Consider the following 18,878-nt stretch of genomic DNA (forward strand, 5'->3'; position numbering starts at 1 on the left):
AGCAAAAGCTAGAAGGTCAATCTTTGTACGCTTCAAGTATTTTTAATTCTCGTTTGAATCCGCCTGAAAGAATAGGGAATCTGCACCAAGTTTTGGGATCGAGATTTTTATCATCAAGATGGAAAGAAGGAGCATAGCGCTCTCTTTTCCACTGGTTTCTGCTCCAAAGCTGGAAGAATTTTGTAGCCCAAGCTTTTAATTGTTCCTTGCTGTATTGCGGATATTTTGCCCTCATCAATAAATAGCATTCCAAGGGCATTTTTTTATCTCGAATAGCGGCTTCTTCTATGTCGTCCAGAAGGTCATAAGGCATCAGGTCAGCTTCATCAGTTTGCTTCGAGTTTTGGGGGCGAAGCTCCGCCGTAGGTTGTTGGTCGTTTACCGCCGCTAGCTCGGGAATTCTGATTTTCCCATCTACTCCCTGCTTTTCTAGCCAAACTAGCCAGCTTCTCACAAAAGCTTTGTCTATACCTGCAATTGGGCTGAGTCCTCCGCTGGTATCACCATCCATAGTTGCATAGCCCACTGCCGCTTCCGAGCGATTACTGGTAGAAAGAAGCAGCCCGTTTTTGATATTCGCCATCATCCAGACACTTGGCGCGCGCACCCTCGCCTGTATATTTTGCAAGGCAAGGTCGTCTTGTTCCCAGCTCAATTCCCTACCCAAACTTTTTGAAACAATTGCTTTATACGTTTTGAAAATTTGATTTACATCGAACTCAAAATGTTCCGAATTTACTGCATCGGCAAGCCCCTGAGCTGCATTTTTGGTAATGTCTCCACTGTTTTCTGTAGGCTGGTAGGCTGTGGTAATTATCTTTTTGGCAAGTTCAGAAATGGACTTGCAGTCTTGGATTTCTTTATAGTAGGAAAGCCTTTTTTTGAAGTTTTCCAAGCCAACTTGTTCCACACCTAGTTTTATCATGAGGTAGCAGCAGCCAACGATGGTGGAAGAATCCGCCCCGCCGCTCAAGGAAACTACAAAACCTTTGGAAAAACTCTTTCGCATATAATCGAACAACCCAATGGCTAAAGCTCTGGCAAATTCTTCTTCTTTTATAAAAGGACTACTTTCCCAAGGGAGGTCTTGGTTTAGATATGGCTCAGGTTTTATTTCGGGAAAGTTAAACGGTTTTTCAATGCAAATGCCCCTAAGGTCGGCAAACTGGAATTGAACATTGCTTTGGGATTGGGTCAATCTATTATTTTCAATATCGACGACTGCGGTGGTCACTTTTACGTCGTCGAAAGTTAGCCTATGTCCAACTGCTTGAAGTTGCCCCGAACTAGCAATCAGCGTTCCGCCATCGTAAATAGCCCTGCCTGCCTCATTTCCTGAAAGGTTAGAGTAGATATAGCTACAGCCAAATGCCCTAGATCCTTCCAGCACAAACCGTTTTCTTATTTTCAACTTATCAAAGGCGAAATGGCTGGCACTTGGGTTCAGAATCAAATCAACTCCAAATTTGTGCAATTTCCCTCCTGGCCTGCGGGAAACCCATGCATCTTCACAGATTTCAAAACCTATTTTTATATCGTCTAGTTGGAAAAGAATATCGCCTATTGGGTATTTTTTATTTGTAATTTTTATTTCCCCTCTGGTATCTTCTTGCCAAGGAGTGAACCACCTAGGTTCGTAATGAATGCCATCACCTGCAAGAAATTGTTTGGCTACAAAACCAATAATCTCACCGTTGGCAATGAAGCAAACTGTATTGAAAATGCGGTTCTGATACATTACAGGTAAGCCTACGCAAACGGCAATATCGGTGGTGTGGGGCAAGATCTCTACTAAAATTTCTTGGCTGGTTTGTAGAACTCCCTGTGAGTAAAAAGCATCTTCGCAACCATAGCCAGAAATACACAGTTCGGGCAAGCACAAAACACTTACTTTTTCGGCTTGAGCTATTGCGATAGCTTCTAAAATTCTATTCTTATTTCCATCCCAGTCCAAGGGTGTTTGGTTGAGGGTGGCTCCTCCTATTTTTATCAATTTCATCTTTTTATCCTAAAGTAAAAGCACCTTACAAATAAAGGGTGCATCATCATACAAACCAACCAGCTGTTTGAGTTATGGTTTGATGTAAAAATAATGAAATTGAGGAGATAGAGGCTTTTTCTTAGTTGAAATAGACTTTTGTATTGGGAAGAGCTTTTTGTAGCTCTTTTACTTTGGATGGATCAAGAGGGTTTCCTACCAATACTAGCTCTTTCAAATGAGTCATTGAATACAATGACTCTGGAAGGTCTTTGATGTTGTTCAGGGCAAGGTCGAGTACCTCAAGTGAATTTAGGTTTGAAATTTCGTTACTGATTGCTTCAATATTGTTGTTGCGGAGGTTCATGAACTTCAGCTTAGGGAAGTTACATAAATTGCTAGAAAGGCTGCTTAATTGGTTTTTACTTAAGTTTAGCTCTACCAACCACGATAATTTCGTCAGGCTTTGGTTGATGCTTTGTAATTTATTGCTGGCAAGGTTCAGGGCTACCAAATACTGATAATCATTGATTACAGGAGGGATACTTGTGATGTTGTTGTCGTATAAATTGAGGTGGAGGAGTACGCTCAATGAAGCCGATTGGGAGGGCATTTCATTCAATCTGCTCGAACTAAAATCGGCACAAAAAACCATATCGGGTTCAAGAAAGGCATTTTGAGTGGTGAAACATTCGGTTTGGCTTTTTTCCAAAAGCATGGTAAGAGAGTTGTCATTGCCCAGCATTTGTGCCTGAATAAGATCGTAGCAAAGCTCTGTGCTAACAAACCCTGCTTCCTGGCCTAACAAATCTTTGGAAACAGCCCTTTGGAAATAAGCATCTGCAAAAGATGGTTCTAGACTGATAGCGTGGGTGAATTCGGCAATAGCATTTATATAATCTTCATTTTTAAGATTCTCCATTCCTTGCTGATAGTGCTTCTGGGCACTATTTTCATAGGGCATAAACCCAAAAAGAAGGAGTGAGATGCTTAAAAGAATGGTTTCCTTTTTCATGGCCACGCTAAATATAAGGTCATTGTATGTAGAAAGATATTCAGTAAATGGATTGGGAAAACTTTATAACCAAAAACCATACTCATTGTCTGTATAAAGAACGGGCTGGGTAGGAGGTGTAAGTATGGTTTGGTAGATTTTTTATAAAAGCGTGAAGTGGGATTAACCCGCATTTTGAACTTTTCCTTCCCCAAGCTCAGGGTTTATTTTAGGATTGCTTTCAGCCTGAATCACTTTCTTTTTATCAACTTTGTTTCCAGAAATATACTCATTGAGTAATTGTCTTATCTCAATGGCAGAGAGGTTATGAGAGATTTTTCCTCCTCTTACAAATGAAAGTTGACCTGTTTCTTCTGATACAATAAGAACCACAACATCGTAGGCTTCGGAGATACCAATACCTGCTCTATGCCTCAACCCTAAGTTTGCTGGGATATTTGGATTGTCCGAAACGGGTAAGATGCACCTTGCTGCAACTATTCTGCTGTTATGGATAATAGCAGCACCATCGTGAAGTGGGCTGTTCTTATAAAAAATGGACATTAATATTCTTTTGGATATTTGGGCGTCTAGTACATCACCCGTTTCCACAAAAAACTTAAGGTCTTCATTTTTTGAAATAACAATGAGTGCGCCAGTGTTGGTACCACCCAAAGTTTTCATTGCATCTATGATTGGGGTGATGTCAAAACTGTTTTTGTCCAATGTACCATTTACATTGAAAAAATTAAAAAATGTAAAGTCTCGGAGAGAAGTGGTTTTGCCTATTAGTAAGAGGAATTTTCGAATTTCACTCTGGAAAATGATCAGTGCCCCTAAAACACCAACGCTCATGAACTGACCCAAAATAGAGCTAAGTAGTTCCATTTCAGATGCTTTTACCACCAAGTAGAGCAAATAGAGTGAAAGGAAACCAATAGATACCCTAAGGGCAATGCTGCCTCGGATTAGTTTATAGACATTGTAGAGCAAGACAGTCACCAAAGTGATGTCTAGTATGTCTTTCCAGCCTATTTCCAAAAATCCAACTTGAAAAGCGAGCATTTGTGTGTTATTTATTCTGTTTCCGTTCGATAAAGTTTATCAAAAAATATGTTAATAGTAAACGTAAAACCTAGAAAACCGTACGAGATTTTTCAAACTTATGCTGTTTTTTTAAGTTTTTCAAAGATCTTGATGGCTTGAGCTGCTTCTTTCACATCGTGTACCCGAAGGATGTTTGCTCCGCTAAGCAGGGCTATTGTATTCAGAACCGAAGTGCCGTTGAGCGATTCTTCGGGTGAACTTTCGAGTAACTTATATATCATCGATTTCCGTGATACTCCTACCAAAAGAGGTAATTCAAAAATCTGTAATGCTGGCAACTGGTTCAAAAGCTGGTAGTTCTGATCCAAGTTTTTTGCAAAACCAAAGCCAGGATCAAGAATAATATCTTTACCTCCAAAGGATCTTAGTTTCAAGATTTTTTCTTCAAAATACGTTATTATTTCCCCTATTATGTCTTCATACTCGGTAAAACCTTGCATGTTTTGAGGTGTGCCTTTCATGTGCATAAGGATGTATGGCACGCTAAGCTCACCCACCACTTTGAACATATCCTCATCTAAGCTCCCTCCAGAAATATCATTAACTATATCTGCACCAGCTTCTACAGCTTTTTCTGCAACACGAGCCCTGAAAGTATCTATTGAGACAACTGCTTGAGTGAATTTCTGTTTAATGTTTTTTATGATGGGAATTACTCTATCTATTTCTTTTTCTTCGCTTATGTCTTCAGCTCCAGGCCTAGAAGAATAGCCTCCAATGTCTAAAATGCGTGCTCCTTCTTCCAGCATTTTTCCAGCTATGTCGAGAGTATTGTCTATGCCCTCAGTTCTACTTTCAGCATAAAAAGAATCAGGAGTAATGTTCAAAATCCCCATTACTACAGGTTTTTGGAAAGAGAGGAATCTTCCTCCTGTGTTGATTGAATGGATGATAGGCGGGATGCCAATGATTTCGGTAGGCATGGGTTTTATAGTTGGTGATTGGGTCTTGCGATTAGGCAAAAATAGGGCAGCTGTTTTTAATTAAAGAAGTTCTTTTGGATTATCATATTGTATTTGCTGTTTTAAGGACAATCGATCCATATGAATGGGCATCTTTTATGTTGTAAAAAAGGATACGATAAAGTTTTACCTGTTTGCGGAGGATGATTCCTAAAAAAATTCTTACTCTTGTAGAGTAGCATACACGTGCCTGTTTTCTATGATTGAAATCAATAAAAGTAATCAGTACTTTTCTGTTATAATTCGACGGTTTTACCCACCTCTCATACTTTTAGGGTATGCCAAAGGAGGGCTTACTTTTTTCTTTATACTTATAAATTCTTTCTTGGCTCTGGCTCAGCCTCCTGTTGCGTTCAAAAATTTCACAGTCGAGAATGGCCTCTCCGATAACCTCGTCAAAGGATTTTACCAAGACGGCAGAGGGGTGATGTGGTTAGCGACAGACGATGGGCTAAATAGATATGATGGGAATGAATTCGTTGTTTTTAAAAATGATGCATCAGATTCTACAAGTATTTCACATGATAACATCTTAGAGATTTCAGATGGATTGCATAATGATATTTGGTTGGCAACATGGGGAGGAGGAATAAGTATAATGGACTTGGCCACCGAACGATTTAAAAGGTTAGTGCATGCGGAAGGTGATACTACAAGTATCCCAACAAATTTTATCTATAAGGTTTTTAAGGATTCGAAAAACAGGATTTGGGCAGGAACTTATGGTCATGGTCTCCTTTTGTTCGATACATCTTCCTACGAGGTATTAGGAGTCTATAAGCCACTTCCAGACTATAAAGATTTTTCACATAATAGGGTGAACAAAATAATAGAAGGAAAGGAAGGGAAGCTTATTGTTGGAACGCTTGGCAATGGGCTTTTTGAGTTTGACCCAGAAAAGAAAGAATTTTCTAGCCGAAGTGAATGGAGGAGCTTGAGCACAGCTGCGATAGAAGGACTACTTTACGAGAAAGAAAAAGACAGGCTTTGGGTCTCGGCTTTGGGAGATGGATTGTATTTGTTTGAGGCGGATGGAGAGTTGATGCAATTTAAATGTAACGTTTCTGACCCTAGATCTTTACCAGATAATCAGGTATGGGATATAGTAAAGGGAGAAAACGGTAGGGTTTGGGTTGCGACAGATGGAGGATTAGCTCTTTATAATGAGGCTGATCATGCATTTTATTGTTACTATAAAAATAAATTTGATTCTAAGAGTTTAGGGTCAAATATTTTGAAGAGTCTTTATGTAGATAGCGAAAACAGGCTTTGGGTTGGTACATTTGAAAAAGGGTTTAGCTTGTTCGATGAGGTATTTGTAACATTTGAACATATTTATGAGAATAAAAACAACCTATCTCTCTCAGGCAATGAAGTTAGCGGAGTGCTTGAAGATGGAGATGGTAATGTCTGGATAGGCGTAGATGGGGGTGGGCTAGATTTTTATGATCGTTCTAGCAATTCAATCATAAATTATTCTCACGATCCTAAGGATCCTAATAGTCTTTTTAATAATAAGGTAAAAACTCTTTTTATGGATAGCAAATCCCAATTGTGGATAGGCTTTTGGAACGGTGGAATAGATCGTTTTGATCCTAAAGAAAATAGGTTTGTCCATTATAAAGATCAAAACAGGGGTACGACTGCTAATGAGAATGTTATATCAATAGCAGAGGACGATCTCGGGAATTTGTGGCTAGCAACTTTTGGTGGAGGGGTAGTTAGGTTTAACACTGACACAGATGAATATGAGTATTTCTTGCCTACTAATAGTGGAATTAGCTCCGAAAAAGTTAATTCAATAAATTATCACAACGGTAAAATATGGGTTGGAAGTAATGTGGGGAACATTGATTGTATCAATTCGCTTACCGGGAAAGTAATAGGCTCCATAGAAAATTTGGGAGGGAATAATTTTTTTCCTACTTGCCTCAAAAGAGACAGCAAAGATCGGTTGTGGGCAGGTACAGAGGGCGGTGGGTTGTTGTTGATAGATGAAGCAAACATGAACTGTAAGGCATTTACAACAGAAGAAGGTCTTTCTAGTAATACGATCCAAGCTATAGAAGAGGATGCATCTGGTAATTTATGGCTTTCAACAAATAACGGAATCAATAGGTTCGACCCATCGACACTCACCACAACGGCATCTTATGGGCTAAAATATGGTTTGCAGGGATTGCGGTTCAATCACGCTTCGTCCTGTGTTTTATCTTCGGGTAAAATGATTTTTGGAGGAGGGTCAGGGCTAAACCTGTTTCATCCCGATAGTGTGAGCAAGTCTCAGTTTGTACCACCAATTTTCTTTTCAAATTTTGAGGTTTTCAATAAAACAGTCAAAGTAGGGGACTCTCCAATTTTGCCGACCCAGATTAACGAAGTAGAAACGTTAATGTTGAACCATAAACAGTCATTGTTTAGCATTACTTATTCTGCTTTAGATTTTTCGGCTATAGAAGAAGTGGATTACAGGTATAGGCTTCTTGGGTTTGTGGATGAAAGCTGGCAGGAAGTTGGTAAATCAAGAAAAGCAACTTATTCAAACCTATTGCCAAATGACTATATTTTTGAAGTGGGAACTGTGGGAGCCGATGGGGAAGTAAGTAATAGTCGTACTCTCAGTATCACCATTACCCCACCGTGGTGGCGTACGTGGTGGTTTGGTTTTTTACTATTGATAGCCTCTTCTGGGGTGTTTTTCGGTGTAGTGTATTTGCGGATTAGAAGTATTGAAAAGCAAAAGGGAGGGCTTGAGAAGTTGGTACAAGAGCGGACAGATAAGTTGATAAGGGCAAATGGGGTGCTTAGGGATTTGAATGAAATAATTAGAGGTAAAAATGAAGAGATCCAAGCACAATCCACCGAGTTGGAAGCCGCTAATTTTGAAGTGCTGGAAATAAACCAACGCTTGGAAGAAATGGTGGATGAACGAACGGAAGAACTAAAAAAATCAAATAAGGAACTTGACAATTTTGTATATAGAGTTTCACATGATATCCGTGCACCTTTATCTTCGGTAATGGGGCTGGTCAATATTTTGGAGAATGAAAAAGATCCAGGTCAAATACCAACGTACCTTAAGCTGATAGATCAAAGTGTTAAGAAATTGGATGTTTTTGTGGGGGATATTCTTGATTATTCTAGGAATACCCGCATGGAGTTAGTGAAAGAGCCTATTGATTTCCCTGTTCTTTTCAGCGAGGTAATCGATGATTTGCAGTACATGGAAAAAGCATCGCATCTCAATATAGATATTTGCCATCTTAGTGAGCCTTTTGAATATGAAAGCGACCCTAAGCGACTCAAGATTGTATTTCGAAATTTGATTTCTAATGCTATCAAATATCAGAATATGTTTATCAATGATTCTTACTTGAAAGTTGAATTTGAGAAGCAAGAAAGTGAGCTTGTAATGACTTTTTCTGATAATGGCATAGGGATAGAAGAGAATAAAATTCGTCAAGTATTTAACATGTTTTTTAAGGCGAGTGAGATTTCTGTAGGGTCGGGTATTGGGCTGTATATCGTAAAAGAAACAATGGATAAACTAGAAGGTAAGATAACCGTAAGTTCAGAAATAAATACTGGAACAACCTTTGTCATCAGCTTACCCCTTTCCTAGCTATCAATCTTCTGGATATATTTCTTCAAAAGTAAAGCGTGGTTGGTTGGCAAATAAACCAACGAAGGGTTCTTTAGGTATTTATAGAAAGGTTGAATATGCCGTCGGGTAATAATTGAATCCTTTTCCCCTAACACAAATTGGACTTCAATTTTATTACTGTTACATTTTTTTGCAAGTTCTTTAAAGTCAAATTTGAAGCTTTTATAACCCATCCATGTATCATACACACGTTGCAGGAGGGCTTGGTTTTTAGATTGTTGGTTCGCAAGCTTGAATGTTTGTGAAGAAATGAAACTGATTTTTTTTAAGAAAAGCAAGGTTTTTTGAATTGGGCTTGGATTAGCGATGAAGTACCTAAATAATGGGGAACCTATTCCTGTCGCTAGTTTATACCAAAAGTTTACCCTAATACCATCTGGGGCTATCAAAATCAGTTTTTCCACCGTTTCCGGATGCTTATCAACAAGACTTAAAGCAGGTTTAGCCCCAATGGAAAATGCTATGACCGAGAATTTCTTAAGTTTCTTTTCATCCAAATAAGCTTCAATAGCTCTTTCCCATTTTTCCTTAGTTGCATCCTCTCTATCGATTTTCTCCACATGCCCATGAAACCAAAGATCGAAGCTATGTACTTCTTTTCCCTTTAGCCCTTCAAATACATGAGCATCTTGTCCAAAACCATGGAAAGCCAATATTTTATTTGGGCTTTTGCCAAAAATGAATGAAAGTGTTTTGGGACTCAACGTAGTATTAGGTATTTGTTTAAATGGAAGAATAGATTGCTTTAAGCCTAATGGTTAGGCTATATTAACTAATTTTGTGGAATTATTGAGTGTAAATATTAAACATTTTTGTATTGTCTAAGTTCTATATCCAATAGTTAGAATTACAAACAAAAGATTTATTAAGGATTTGAATAAGGTTAATCACTCGTTCAAATTTTATATTTGGAAAATAGTAAATGTTTAACTGTTTGTGATAAAGGCTGAATCTTCAAACATTTTGAAAAATTGTTAAGTTTGAAGGTAGAACCAATTGATTGAACCTTTTGACGCTTTATTGTGATGTGCTTGCACAATCGCCAATCGTTCAAAATTAAACGTGAAAATGGCTTTTGAGCTTGGTGAAGAATTAGGGGCTTTTTATTCCCTGAAATAGTGTAAGTTTTTGATTATTTGGTTTTTAACAAAAAAAGAGAATCGTGCTGAGTAAATATTCGATAAAAGACCTTGAGCATCTAACGGGAATCAAAGCGCATACCATTAGAATATGGGAGCAGCGCTATGGAATTATAAACCCTAAGCGAACTGAAACCAATATTCGCTATTACGATGCGGATGATCTGAAGCATATGCTCAATATTTCCCTTCTCAATAATAATGGCTACAAAATTTCTAAAATAGCCGATATGAGCAAAGAAGAGGTGTATGAGAAGGTAGTAGAAACCATAGGTAAGAATAATAATTATTCTGATCAGATACAGGCGCTAACAGTCGCAATGATTGACTTGAACGAATCTCAGTTCGAGAAAATAATGTCTACAAATATTCTTCAACTCGGTTTTGAAGACACCATGATCAACATTATTTACCCATTTCTGACAAAGATTGGTTTTCTGTGGCAAATAGATTCTATCAATCCAGCCCAAGAACATTTTATTACCAATCTCATTAGGCAAAAGCTAGTGGTAGCTATTGATGGTCAGTATACAAATAACAATGAGAGCCAGAAAAAATACATGCTCTATCTGCCAAATGGTGAGCTGCATGAGATAAGCCTGTTGTTTGCTGCCTACCTTATAAAGGCTCGAAATAACCAACTCATTTACTTGGGACAAAGTTTGCCCATGGAAGATCTACTTCAGGCTTATAGTATTCATAAACCTGATTATTTGGTTACCATAATTACCTCCATGCCAGAAACTGACCATGTACAGGCGTATGTAGATACGTTATCTGAAACATTTCCCGAAGCCGATATTTTGCTATCTGGCTACCAAGTAGTAGGGCAGGATATCAAAACTCATGAAAATACGAAGGTTATTACCCATATAAAATACCTTATTGAGTTCTTAGAAGAACAAAATGAACCAAGGCTCAGGTAACTTGACAATGAAAGCTTTCAAGCTCTCAAAGTGTTTCCACTCTGAGGGCTTTTTTTTAGCCTATTAATTCTCGGTGCATCACCCCAGCTTCCCCCCTTACGGTTATTTTATTTGTATCTATTTGGTAGATACTGGTAGAAATAACAGCGGTATGTTTATCTGGGTTGATTGATTTTACCTCAAATACAGCTTTATATTTTACCTCGACAAACATTGGTCTCAAGAAATCGACCTTTTGGCTAAGGTATACCGTTCCTTCCCCTGGGAAAATAGTCCCAAGCACTTTTGAAAATATACTGGCAGACAAAATCCCATGCATAATTGGCTTTTTGAACGGGGTGTTTGCTGCATATTCTGAATCCAAGTGCAAAGGGTTGCTGTCTCCAGTAACTTTTGCAAATAGTTTCACTTCTTCTTGCGTGAATGAAAACTCATGTTCGTGAGTGTTTCCTTGCGAAATCTGCTCCATTTAATTGCTTTGCTAACTAATACATTAATATGTTTATAAAAAGAATTATATTCTTCAAATATATGTATTTACGATATTATATATGTATTTAATCGAAAAATACTAAATGGTGACATTTTAAAATACATGTAAAATATACATTTAAATACGGTCGCTAATTTTTATTTTTGGGTTAACTAAATGTTAAATTTGTATAAAAATGAAAATATTTGTCTGCCCGACTTGGATATTTGTATCATCGAATATATATTTGCATAGCTAATCGGATAAAAGAATACGCTAAAACGCTAGCATTAAAGATATATAATTGGACATAGATCCAAAATAAGAACTTTTCATTTTCATATTTACTAGACTAAGGGCTTTGTTAATAACGAAGCTCTTTTTACTTTTTATAGGGTCTGAGTTTTTTTTCAAATAGATCTCATCAAATTATTTCCCTTCCGCAGTTTTTGATCAATAGTTTATTTTCCTTTCAATTCGAAATACAGCTTATCATTATAAGCCGTGATTATTGCTTATTTTGAGAAGTAGTTAACAAATATTTATACGTGAGGTTCTAATAATAGGAAATAGCATTTTATCAGCTATATTCAAGGACAAGTTTTAGGTACTGAGAAATAAGCTTGCTTCTTTTCTCAACTATATTTTTGTACCTATTTTTAATAAACTCTGTTATTTTTTCTGCGCCAAATGTAGTTGCGCAAAAACTGTTGTTTTCAATCCTAAAGTAACTATAAAACTAACCTAAAGAAATGTTTTCTGATATCGACTTACAACAAATTGCCCTCAGAGGCTCAAACACTCGAGATGTTGACACCCAAATCCAAAATTTCAAAGATGGTTTCCCTTTTATGCAGCTCGAAAAGGCAGCTACTCCAACTCATGGCATAAAACAAATGTCGGAGGAAGAGCTTAAGAGCTTTAGTAAATATTACGATGAAAATATAGGTAGAAAATCGGTAGTCAAATTTGTGCCAGCTTCGGGTGCAGCTAGTAGGATGTTCAAGTCTCTTTTCGAGTTCATGGATTCTTACCAAGGTACAGAAGAAGAATACGAGAAGCTAAAAGCTGATCAGGGCAAAAACTCAATTTTCACCTTTTTCAAAAAAATAGAAAAATTTGCCTTTTATAAGGATTTGAAGGCGGCTCTTGCCAAAAATGATATCAACTTGGAAGAAGCTGTGCTCAAAAGGGAATACCGGCAAGTGCTTAAAGGCCTACTAACCGAAGATGGCTTGGATTATGGTAATCTTCCAAAAGGCTTATTAAAGTTCCATAATTATGAAGATGGGGCAAGGGTTCCTGTAGAAGAACATTTGGTTGAAGGGGCGAATTATGCAAAGTCTTCTGAAGGAGATGTGAAAATTCACTTCACGGTTTCGCCAGAGCACGAGAAGAAGTTTTTTGAAAAAGTAGAAGAGGTAAAAAGCAAATACGAAAAGGCTTTTGGTGTAAGGTTTGATATTTCTTATTCACAACAAAAAGCTTCTACTGATACCATAGCCGTAGGGCTCGATAATGAACCTTTCAGGCTGGATAATGGTAGCTTGTTGTTCAGACCAGGTGGTCACGGTGCATTGCTAGCAAACTTGGACGAAATCAACGCTGATCTTATATTTATTAAAAATATCGACAATGTAGTGCCTGATAATATTAAGGCAGATACATTTTTGTATAAAAAGATAATAGGTGGCGTATTGCTCGATTTGCAACAAAAGGCTTTTGCCTATCTTACCAAAATGGAAGGGCAAGAGGTGAGTGAAGCAGAGCTCGCTGAGATGGAAAGCTTTTTGGAAAAGGAGCTATGTGTATTGCCAGGAACTGCGGTAGGAGGTAAGGACAAGGATAGTCGAGTTGCATATGTTAAAAATAAATTGAACAGGCCAATTAGGGTATGTGGAATGGTAAAAAATGAAGGTGAGCCTGGTGGTGGTCCATTTTGGGCGAAAAATCCCGATGGTAGCGTTTCTCTCCAAGTAGTAGAAAGTGCCCAAGTAGATATGGGCAATGAGGAGCAGGCTTCAATCTTGAAAAACTCAACCCACTTCAATCCCGTCGATTTGGTATGTGGAGTGAAAGACTACATGGGCGGGGAGTTCAAATTATTGAAATATCGCGATCCTAAGACAGGTTTTATTTCCCAAAAATCAAAAGATGGAAAAGACTTGAAAGCGCAAGAGCTTCCTGGTTTGTGGAACGGAGCAATGTCTGACTGGAACACTGTATTTGTAGAAGTACCGATCATAACCTTCAACCCTGTAAAAGTGGTGAATGACCTGTTGCGTGACGAGCACCAATAAGGTTTCAAAAACTTAAACTTGCTTTATAATGCGGAAATGTATGCCCAAGTTCAATCTTAAAAGGCGGTATATTTCCGCTTTTGTATGTATAGCCCTTTTAAACGGACTGGTTTCTTGTAGTGGTGGAAATTCTAAAGGCGAAGAAGGGACAAATGATGCTGAACAAGAAGTTATTTCTGAAAGCCCTGCTAAAGTTATCGAAATTGAAGAAGAGGTGGCTGCATTGGCAGAAGAAGATGGTGATGATGAAATTGAAGATTCTGAGGCTGAGTTCGATTATGTAGGGGAAGTTTCCGAAGGGCTAAAAGTGGTGAAGAAAGATGGTTTTTATGGCTATGTAGAAGAAAAAGGAGCTGTTGTTATTCCATTGGCTTTCGACGATGCCCAGGCGTTCAGAGAAGGGGGAGGAGCAGTAAAAAAAGAAGGGAAATGGGGTTTTGTGGATAAAAATGGAGAGCTGATTATCCCTCACAAATTTGACAAGGCAACCTCTTTTTTTGAGGGAAAAGCAGCTTTTCGCAAAGGAGCTATGTGGGGCTACATAGATAAGGAGGGAAACGAAGTGATTTCCCCCAAATATGATTTTGCCTTTCCGTATAAAAATGGAAAGGCAAAAGTTCAAATAGGTATGGATTGGATGTTGATAAACCACGAAGGACAGTGCGTGGAAAACTGCCCAAATTAGGTTTTATGGTTTACAAGCTTAGTTTTTCCTTAAATTTAGCTGCTTGCCTTCTAGATATTTCCACTTTTTGCCCACCTCTCAGACTGACCATCAGGCCGCCATTGAACCATGGCTCAATTTTCTCAATCCATTTCAAATTGATAATATATTTTCTGCTTGCCCTAAAAAACATTTTCTCATCCAACCTTTCGTCCAGTGCATTGAGTGAGCGGTGGATGAGAGGACGGAATGTATCAAAAAATACCTTCACATAGTTTCCATCCGATTCAAACAAGCGGATATCTTCCAGTTTTACAAACCAGCATTTTTCCCCATCTTTCACAAACACCTGATCTCCAGCGTCCAGTTTTTGATTGGCCTTTCCTTTTCTGCTTTCTGAATCTTGAACAGAATCTTCTGCGGCAACTAGCTGCCTGATTTTGTCAACAGCTTCGGTTAGCCTGTTCGGATCAATTGGCTTGAGTAAATAGTCCAATGCATTGATCTCAAATGCTTGAAGTGCATACTCATCGTAAGCCGTAGTGAATACCACCCTAGGTACACTAGGAAGCATTTCCAGCAAATCAAAGCCAGTTTTTTCGGGCATTTGGATGTCTAAAAATACTACGTCAGGCTCTTCTTCTTGAATTTGCTCAAAAGCCTCATCTGCGTTGCTAGCCTCGCTGATGATTTCCAGATCATCTATTTTTTCGAGTAGAGACCTAAGTTCTTTTCTGGCTAGCCGTTCATCATCGACTATAATTGCTTTCATCATGGCTTTTAATGGTTAGGGGCAAAGTTTTTCACTTAAATTATTGTCAAATTAAGAAAAGATGTACTCCTCTCAAAATGAAAAAAGAGGGAAACATCAGTTTCCCTCTGCGATAGCTGTTCTTATAAATTGTTTTTCACGTAGTTGGTCATCATTTCAAACAAATGAAGCCTAGTATTTCCACCATAAATACCATGGTTTCTGTCAGGGTAGTAGAATGACTGGAATTGTTTTCCTGCACTTATCAAAGCATTTTGCAATGCTACCGAGTTTTGGAAATGTACGTTATCGTCACCTGTTCCGTGGATCAAAAGGAAGTTTCCTTTCAATTTATCTACATGTGAAAGCGGCGAGTTGTCATCGTAGCCAGAGGCATTTCCTTGTGGCAATTTCAAATAACGCTCGGTGTAAATAGTATCATAAAATCTCCAAGTAGTTACCGGAGCAACGGCGATGGCAGTTTTGAATACATCCGCTCCTTTCATAATGCACAAAGAAGACATGTAGCCACCGTAGCTCCATCCCCAAATCCCGATGCGGCTTTTGTCAATATAGCCAAGCGAGCCAAGGTATTTAGCTGCTGTAATCTGGTCTTGGGTCTCATATTTACCAAGCTGACCGTAGGTTACGTGCTTAAATTCTTTGCCTTTTGCACCCGTTCCTCGGTTATCTACCACGGCAACTATGTAGCCGTTTTGTGTAAGCATTTGGTGCCAAGGGAAGTGGCTTCCGCCCCAGCTATCTTGCACTTGGATAGCACCAGGACCGCCATATACGTGCATCAGAACTGGGTATTTCTTGTTCTCGTCAAAGTCGGCTGGCTTTAGCATGTAGCCGTGCAAAAGCGTTCCGTCATCAGCATTTAGCGTGAAGATTTCTTTTTTCACGAAACCAAATTCTTTGGTAGTTTCCAACAATTCCTTGTTTTCTTCCAGAGGCTTTATGATTTCGTTTTTCTCTGTTTTGTGTAGGCTTACTTGGTTTGGTGTGTCTGAGTTGCTAAAATACTTGATGTAGTATTTGAAATCGTTGCTCATGTTCACCCGGTGGCTGCCTCTTTCTTTTGTCAGTTTTATTTTCTTTCCCTTCTTCAGGTCGATGCTGTAGAAATGCCTTTCCATAGGAGAAACTTCGGTAGACACATAATACACTTTAGGTCTTTTTCCCTGAGAAACCCCTACAAAACTGGTCACTTCCCATTTTCCTTGCGTCACTTGCTTTTCAAGACTACCATCCATGTTGTACAAATAAATATGGTTGTAGCCATCTCTTTCACTGGTGTAAATAAACTGTTCGCCTCCATCTAGATACGTAAGGTCATCATTGATATCGATGTAGGTTTTACTTATTTCAGTCAAAACAGCTTTGCTTTCGCCAGTTTTTGCATTTACATGAAGCACTTCCAGCTTGTTTTGCAAGCGGTTCATTTTCCTCACAGAAAGAAGGTTGGCATCTTTCGTCCAAACTACACGAGGAATGTAAATATCTTTTTCGGTTCCTATATCTACACTTACTTTTTTGCTGTCAGCCAAGTGGAAAATCGAAATATTGATCTCCGAATTTTTTTCACCTGCTTTAGGGTATTTGAAGCGGTAGTCAATAGGGTAGAGCTTGGCATCTGCCCACACTTGCATGTTGTATTCAGGAACTTCAGTTTCATTAAAAGTATAGTAGGCAAGTTTCCCCCCGTCAGGTGACCAGAAAAATGCTTTTGCCATAGAAAATTCCTCTTCGTACACCCAATCGGCACTACCGTTGATGATGTGGTTGAACTTGCCATCATCGGTCACTTGCACCTCTTTCATGTCGCTCAGCGTCACATAAAAAAGATTGTTGTCGCGGGCAAAAGCCACTTTAGATCCGTCGGGAGAAAACGTAGCGTAAGACTGCTTGCCACCGTCTGATAGCTTTTGCAGTTTTTTGCTTTCAAGGTCATATACATAATATTCAGCCTTGAAAGATCTGCGGTAAATAGGTTCGATGGCCGTTTGGAGCAACACTTTTTTTTCATCTGCACTGAAGCTATAGCTCCGGAAAGAAATGTTTGGGTCGAGGTCGTCACCATCCACTATCGTTTCCACAATCTCACCTGTGGTCACATCATATTTTACAATGTCATTTCCCTCTTGCGAAGAGTAATACTGCCCATCGTTCATCCAGTTTATCCCTCGTACCGATTGCGCATAAAATGCAGGGCTAGCATAAATGTCTTGGACAGTTATTTTTTTCTGGGCAAAAACGTTTGCTCCAGCTATTAGTATCAAAAAAATAAATAAGCCTTTTCTCATTTTTAATATATTAAGTGATTGTTATTGATGTAGTTATATAAAACAAAGATAGAATTGTTTGCGGCTTTCAAAAAGTAGAGTGGAAAAGATTATATAAACGGTAAGAAAACCGCTTTTTCCCACTCGGCAAAGGTGTTGCTTGCAACAGGTCAATACCTATTTATTTCCTTCCTTGAGCTAAAAAATCATTACCCCTCCAACTGGCTGAACATAATATTCATTTTCATTTCGGTTTCCATAAATTCCTTTTCGGGCACGGAGTCTTGGGTAATTCCAGCCCCGGCATATAACACAGCCTCTTTTTCCAGCAGTTGCATACAGCGTAGGTTTACAAAAATCCCCGTTTTCCCTTCCACGTTCACAGGGCCAAGGTAGCCGCTATAAAATGAGCGCTCGTAATCTTCGTGTTCCAAAATAAAATCTAGAGAAGTTTCTTTGGGCATTCCACAGATGGCAGAAGTAGGGTGTAGCAAACCAAGCATTACCGAACCAAGTTGCGGGTAGTTCACCGCTTTTGTGTCAACAACATAGTCCGTGCGGAGATGGAGAAGTGAGCCAGCAGCTACCGTTTTGGGACCGATTTCTTCAAATTCCCTCAGCCTTATTTTCTTGAAACAGTTTATCACATATCGGCTCACCATTGCCTGCTCTTCTATTTCCTTTTGTGTCCAAGAAGCATCACAGATATTGTCAAATTTGCTTTTAGCCTGCGTACCTGCCAGCGATATGGTTTTGAAAATGCCCTTTTCATTCGTATTGATAAGGATTTCGGGCGATGCGCCCATCCAAGTGCCTACACCAGGCAAGGAAATAAGCGAGACAAATGCGGCGGGATAAGCTTTGCAAAGGCGGTTGAAACAGCTCATAATATCGAAGCCCTCAGGCAACTCAATGGTTTTGTTTCTTGATAAAACTACCTTCTGAAAAGTTTCTGCTTCTATTTCCCCAATACTTTTTTCTACCATTTTTATGTAATGGTTTTTATCGGAAATAGAATAATGGGCAGCCGAATGGCTGTGGTAGCGCGGCGTGTTTTTTACAATTACCGATTTGAGCTTACGGATAAACTCATCTCTTGTTTGCCCTATTTTCCACTCTTGGTTGGGCAAGATACGCTCTACCAGCTCTTGTTCATTGGACTTAAAATGAATATCTGCCCGAATGAAAAAATCTTCGGGATTTTCCCTCAAAAAAGTGCTGGCAATGAAGCCTTCAGGCAGGTTTTCCAGATCGGGTTGGACTTTGTTCAACTGACCAGAACAATCGACAATGGCGTGCTGCTCCGTTTCACCAGGGAGCTGCCACATAGCTACCGAAAGATTTTCCGCACAAGCCATATCTATCAGGCTGGAAAGTAAATTGGTTTGTTTTGCTGTCGTTGGTTTGTCTAGTCCTTGTGTTATGTCCATTCCTAAGTTTTCTTCATCCTACCTTATTTTATCAAAAATAGTAAGTGGATGTTTAAAAGTTAAGTTTTGAGCTGAAAATGCTCAGAGAAGGCATTCTGCCTACCGTGTATTGCCTAAGAAATAGTAAAGGATGGTACCTACCATGGGGAGGAAGAAAATGATTAATACCCAAAGGACTTTTTTCCCTGTACTCAAGTCGCTTT

Annotated in this window: 13 protein-coding genes; 4 read left to right on the forward strand and 9 right to left on the reverse strand. The window is 38.9% G+C overall.

What is annotated here, in order from left to right; all coding sequences use genetic code 11:
* Nucleotides 1-16 precede the first annotated feature (16 nt).
* The 4 genes from nadE to folP all read right to left on the reverse strand — a co-directional run bounded on the left by nadE (nt 17) and on the right by folP (nt 5,002).
* The gene (gene nadE, locus R9C00_00765) at nt 17-1,999 is read right to left on the reverse strand and encodes an NAD(+) synthase (GenBank protein WPO35982.1); all 1,983 of its coding nucleotides are present in this window, start codon (nt 1,997-1,999) and stop codon (nt 17-19) included.
* Nucleotides 2,000-2,120: 121 nt separating this feature from the next.
* Nucleotides 2,121-2,993, reverse strand: a complete 873-nt coding sequence (locus R9C00_00770) for a leucine-rich repeat domain-containing protein (protein ID WPO35983.1) — start codon at nt 2,991-2,993, stop codon at nt 2,121-2,123.
* 162 nt (nt 2,994-3,155) lie between these two features.
* Complete coding sequence (gene cdaA, locus R9C00_00775) at nt 3,156-4,037, reverse strand: diadenylate cyclase CdaA (GenBank protein WPO35984.1); 882 nt, start codon at nt 4,035-4,037, stop codon at nt 3,156-3,158.
* 98 nt (nt 4,038-4,135) lie between these two features.
* Complete coding sequence (folP, locus tag R9C00_00780) at nt 4,136-5,002, reverse strand: dihydropteroate synthase (protein ID WPO35985.1); 867 nt, start codon at nt 5,000-5,002, stop codon at nt 4,136-4,138.
* Between the two features lie 238 nt (nt 5,003-5,240).
* Between folP and R9C00_00785 the strand changes: the two genes are divergently transcribed.
* The gene (locus R9C00_00785; GenBank protein WPO35986.1) at nt 5,241-8,663 is read left to right on the forward strand and encodes a two-component regulator propeller domain-containing protein; all 3,423 of its coding nucleotides are present in this window, start codon (nt 5,241-5,243) and stop codon (nt 8,661-8,663) included.
* Here R9C00_00785 and R9C00_00790 read toward each other — a convergent pair.
* Nucleotides 8,660-9,409, reverse strand: a complete 750-nt coding sequence (locus tag R9C00_00790) for an alpha/beta hydrolase (protein WPO35987.1) — start codon at nt 9,407-9,409, stop codon at nt 8,660-8,662. The two genes, R9C00_00785 and R9C00_00790, sit on opposite strands and share 4 nt — an antisense overlap.
* Nucleotides 9,410-9,870: 461 nt before the next feature.
* On the opposite strand from R9C00_00790, the gene R9C00_00795 reads away from it, so the two are divergent.
* The gene (locus R9C00_00795) at nt 9,871-10,770 is read left to right on the forward strand and encodes a MerR family transcriptional regulator (GenBank protein WPO38750.1); all 900 of its coding nucleotides are present in this window, start codon (nt 9,871-9,873) and stop codon (nt 10,768-10,770) included.
* A 55-nt stretch (nt 10,771-10,825) separates the two neighbouring features.
* Here R9C00_00795 and R9C00_00800 read toward each other — a convergent pair whose 3' ends face one another.
* On the reverse strand, nt 10,826-11,239 hold the full coding sequence (locus R9C00_00800) for a MaoC family dehydratase (protein WPO35988.1): 414 nt from the start codon (nt 11,237-11,239) through the stop codon (nt 10,826-10,828).
* 755 nt (nt 11,240-11,994) lie between these two features.
* Between R9C00_00800 and R9C00_00805 the strand changes: the two genes are divergently transcribed.
* Both R9C00_00805 and R9C00_00810 read left to right on the forward strand, forming a co-directional pair.
* The gene (locus tag R9C00_00805) at nt 11,995-13,542 is read left to right on the forward strand and encodes a DUF4301 family protein (GenBank protein WPO35989.1); all 1,548 of its coding nucleotides are present in this window, start codon (nt 11,995-11,997) and stop codon (nt 13,540-13,542) included.
* 40 nt (nt 13,543-13,582) lie between these two features.
* Entirely contained in the window at nt 13,583-14,227 is a 645-nt protein-coding gene (locus tag R9C00_00810; GenBank protein ID WPO35990.1) for a WG repeat-containing protein, read from the forward strand.
* A 10-nt stretch (nt 14,228-14,237) separates the two neighbouring features.
* Here R9C00_00810 and R9C00_00815 read toward each other — a convergent pair whose 3' ends face one another.
* The 3 genes from R9C00_00815 to R9C00_00825 all read right to left on the reverse strand — a co-directional run bounded on the left by R9C00_00815 (nt 14,238) and on the right by R9C00_00825 (nt 18,675).
* Nucleotides 14,238-14,978, reverse strand: coding sequence for a response regulator (locus R9C00_00815; protein WPO38751.1), 741 nt, complete (start codon nt 14,976-14,978; stop codon nt 14,238-14,240).
* Between the two features lie 122 nt (nt 14,979-15,100).
* Nucleotides 15,101-17,266 (reverse strand): S9 family peptidase, encoded by a 2,166-nt coding sequence (locus tag R9C00_00820; protein ID WPO35991.1) that lies wholly within the window; start codon nt 17,264-17,266, stop codon nt 15,101-15,103.
* Nucleotides 17,267-17,454: 188 nt separating this feature from the next.
* On the reverse strand, nt 17,455-18,675 hold the full coding sequence (locus R9C00_00825) for a chorismate-binding protein (GenBank protein WPO35992.1): 1,221 nt from the start codon (nt 18,673-18,675) through the stop codon (nt 17,455-17,457).
* Between the last annotated feature and the right edge of the window lie 203 nt (nt 18,676-18,878).

It is taken from the genome of Flammeovirgaceae bacterium SG7u.111 (assembly GCA_034044135.1).
GTDB lineage: Bacteria > Bacteroidota > Bacteroidia > Cytophagales > Flammeovirgaceae.

Excerpts from the sequence above, each read along its gene's own strand:
- nadE (WPO35982.1), bottom strand. The coding sequence starts at position 1,999 with ATGAAATTGATAAAAATAGGAGGAGCCACCCTCAACCAAACACCCTTG.
- R9C00_00770 (WPO35983.1), bottom strand. The coding sequence starts at position 2,993 with ATGAAAAAGGAAACCATTCTTTTAAGCATCTCACTCCTTCTTTTTGGG.
- cdaA (WPO35984.1), bottom strand. The coding sequence starts at position 4,037 with ATGCTCGCTTTTCAAGTTGGATTTTTGGAAATAGGCTGGAAAGACATA.
- folP (WPO35985.1), bottom strand. The coding sequence starts at position 5,002 with ATGCCTACCGAAATCATTGGCATCCCGCCTATCATCCATTCAATCAAC.
- R9C00_00785 (WPO35986.1), top strand. The coding sequence starts at position 5,241 with ATGATTGAAATCAATAAAAGTAATCAGTACTTTTCTGTTATAATTCGA.
- R9C00_00800 (WPO35988.1), bottom strand. The coding sequence starts at position 11,239 with ATGGAGCAGATTTCGCAAGGAAACACTCACGAACATGAGTTTTCATTC.
- R9C00_00805 (WPO35989.1), top strand. The coding sequence starts at position 11,995 with ATGTTTTCTGATATCGACTTACAACAAATTGCCCTCAGAGGCTCAAAC.
- R9C00_00810 (WPO35990.1), top strand. The coding sequence starts at position 13,583 with ATGCCCAAGTTCAATCTTAAAAGGCGGTATATTTCCGCTTTTGTATGT.
- R9C00_00815 (WPO38751.1), bottom strand. The coding sequence starts at position 14,978 with ATGAAAGCAATTATAGTCGATGATGAACGGCTAGCCAGAAAAGAACTT.
- R9C00_00820 (WPO35991.1), bottom strand. The coding sequence starts at position 17,266 with ATGAGAAAAGGCTTATTTATTTTTTTGATACTAATAGCTGGAGCAAAC.
- R9C00_00825 (WPO35992.1), bottom strand. The coding sequence starts at position 18,675 with ATGGACATAACACAAGGACTAGACAAACCAACGACAGCAAAACAAACC.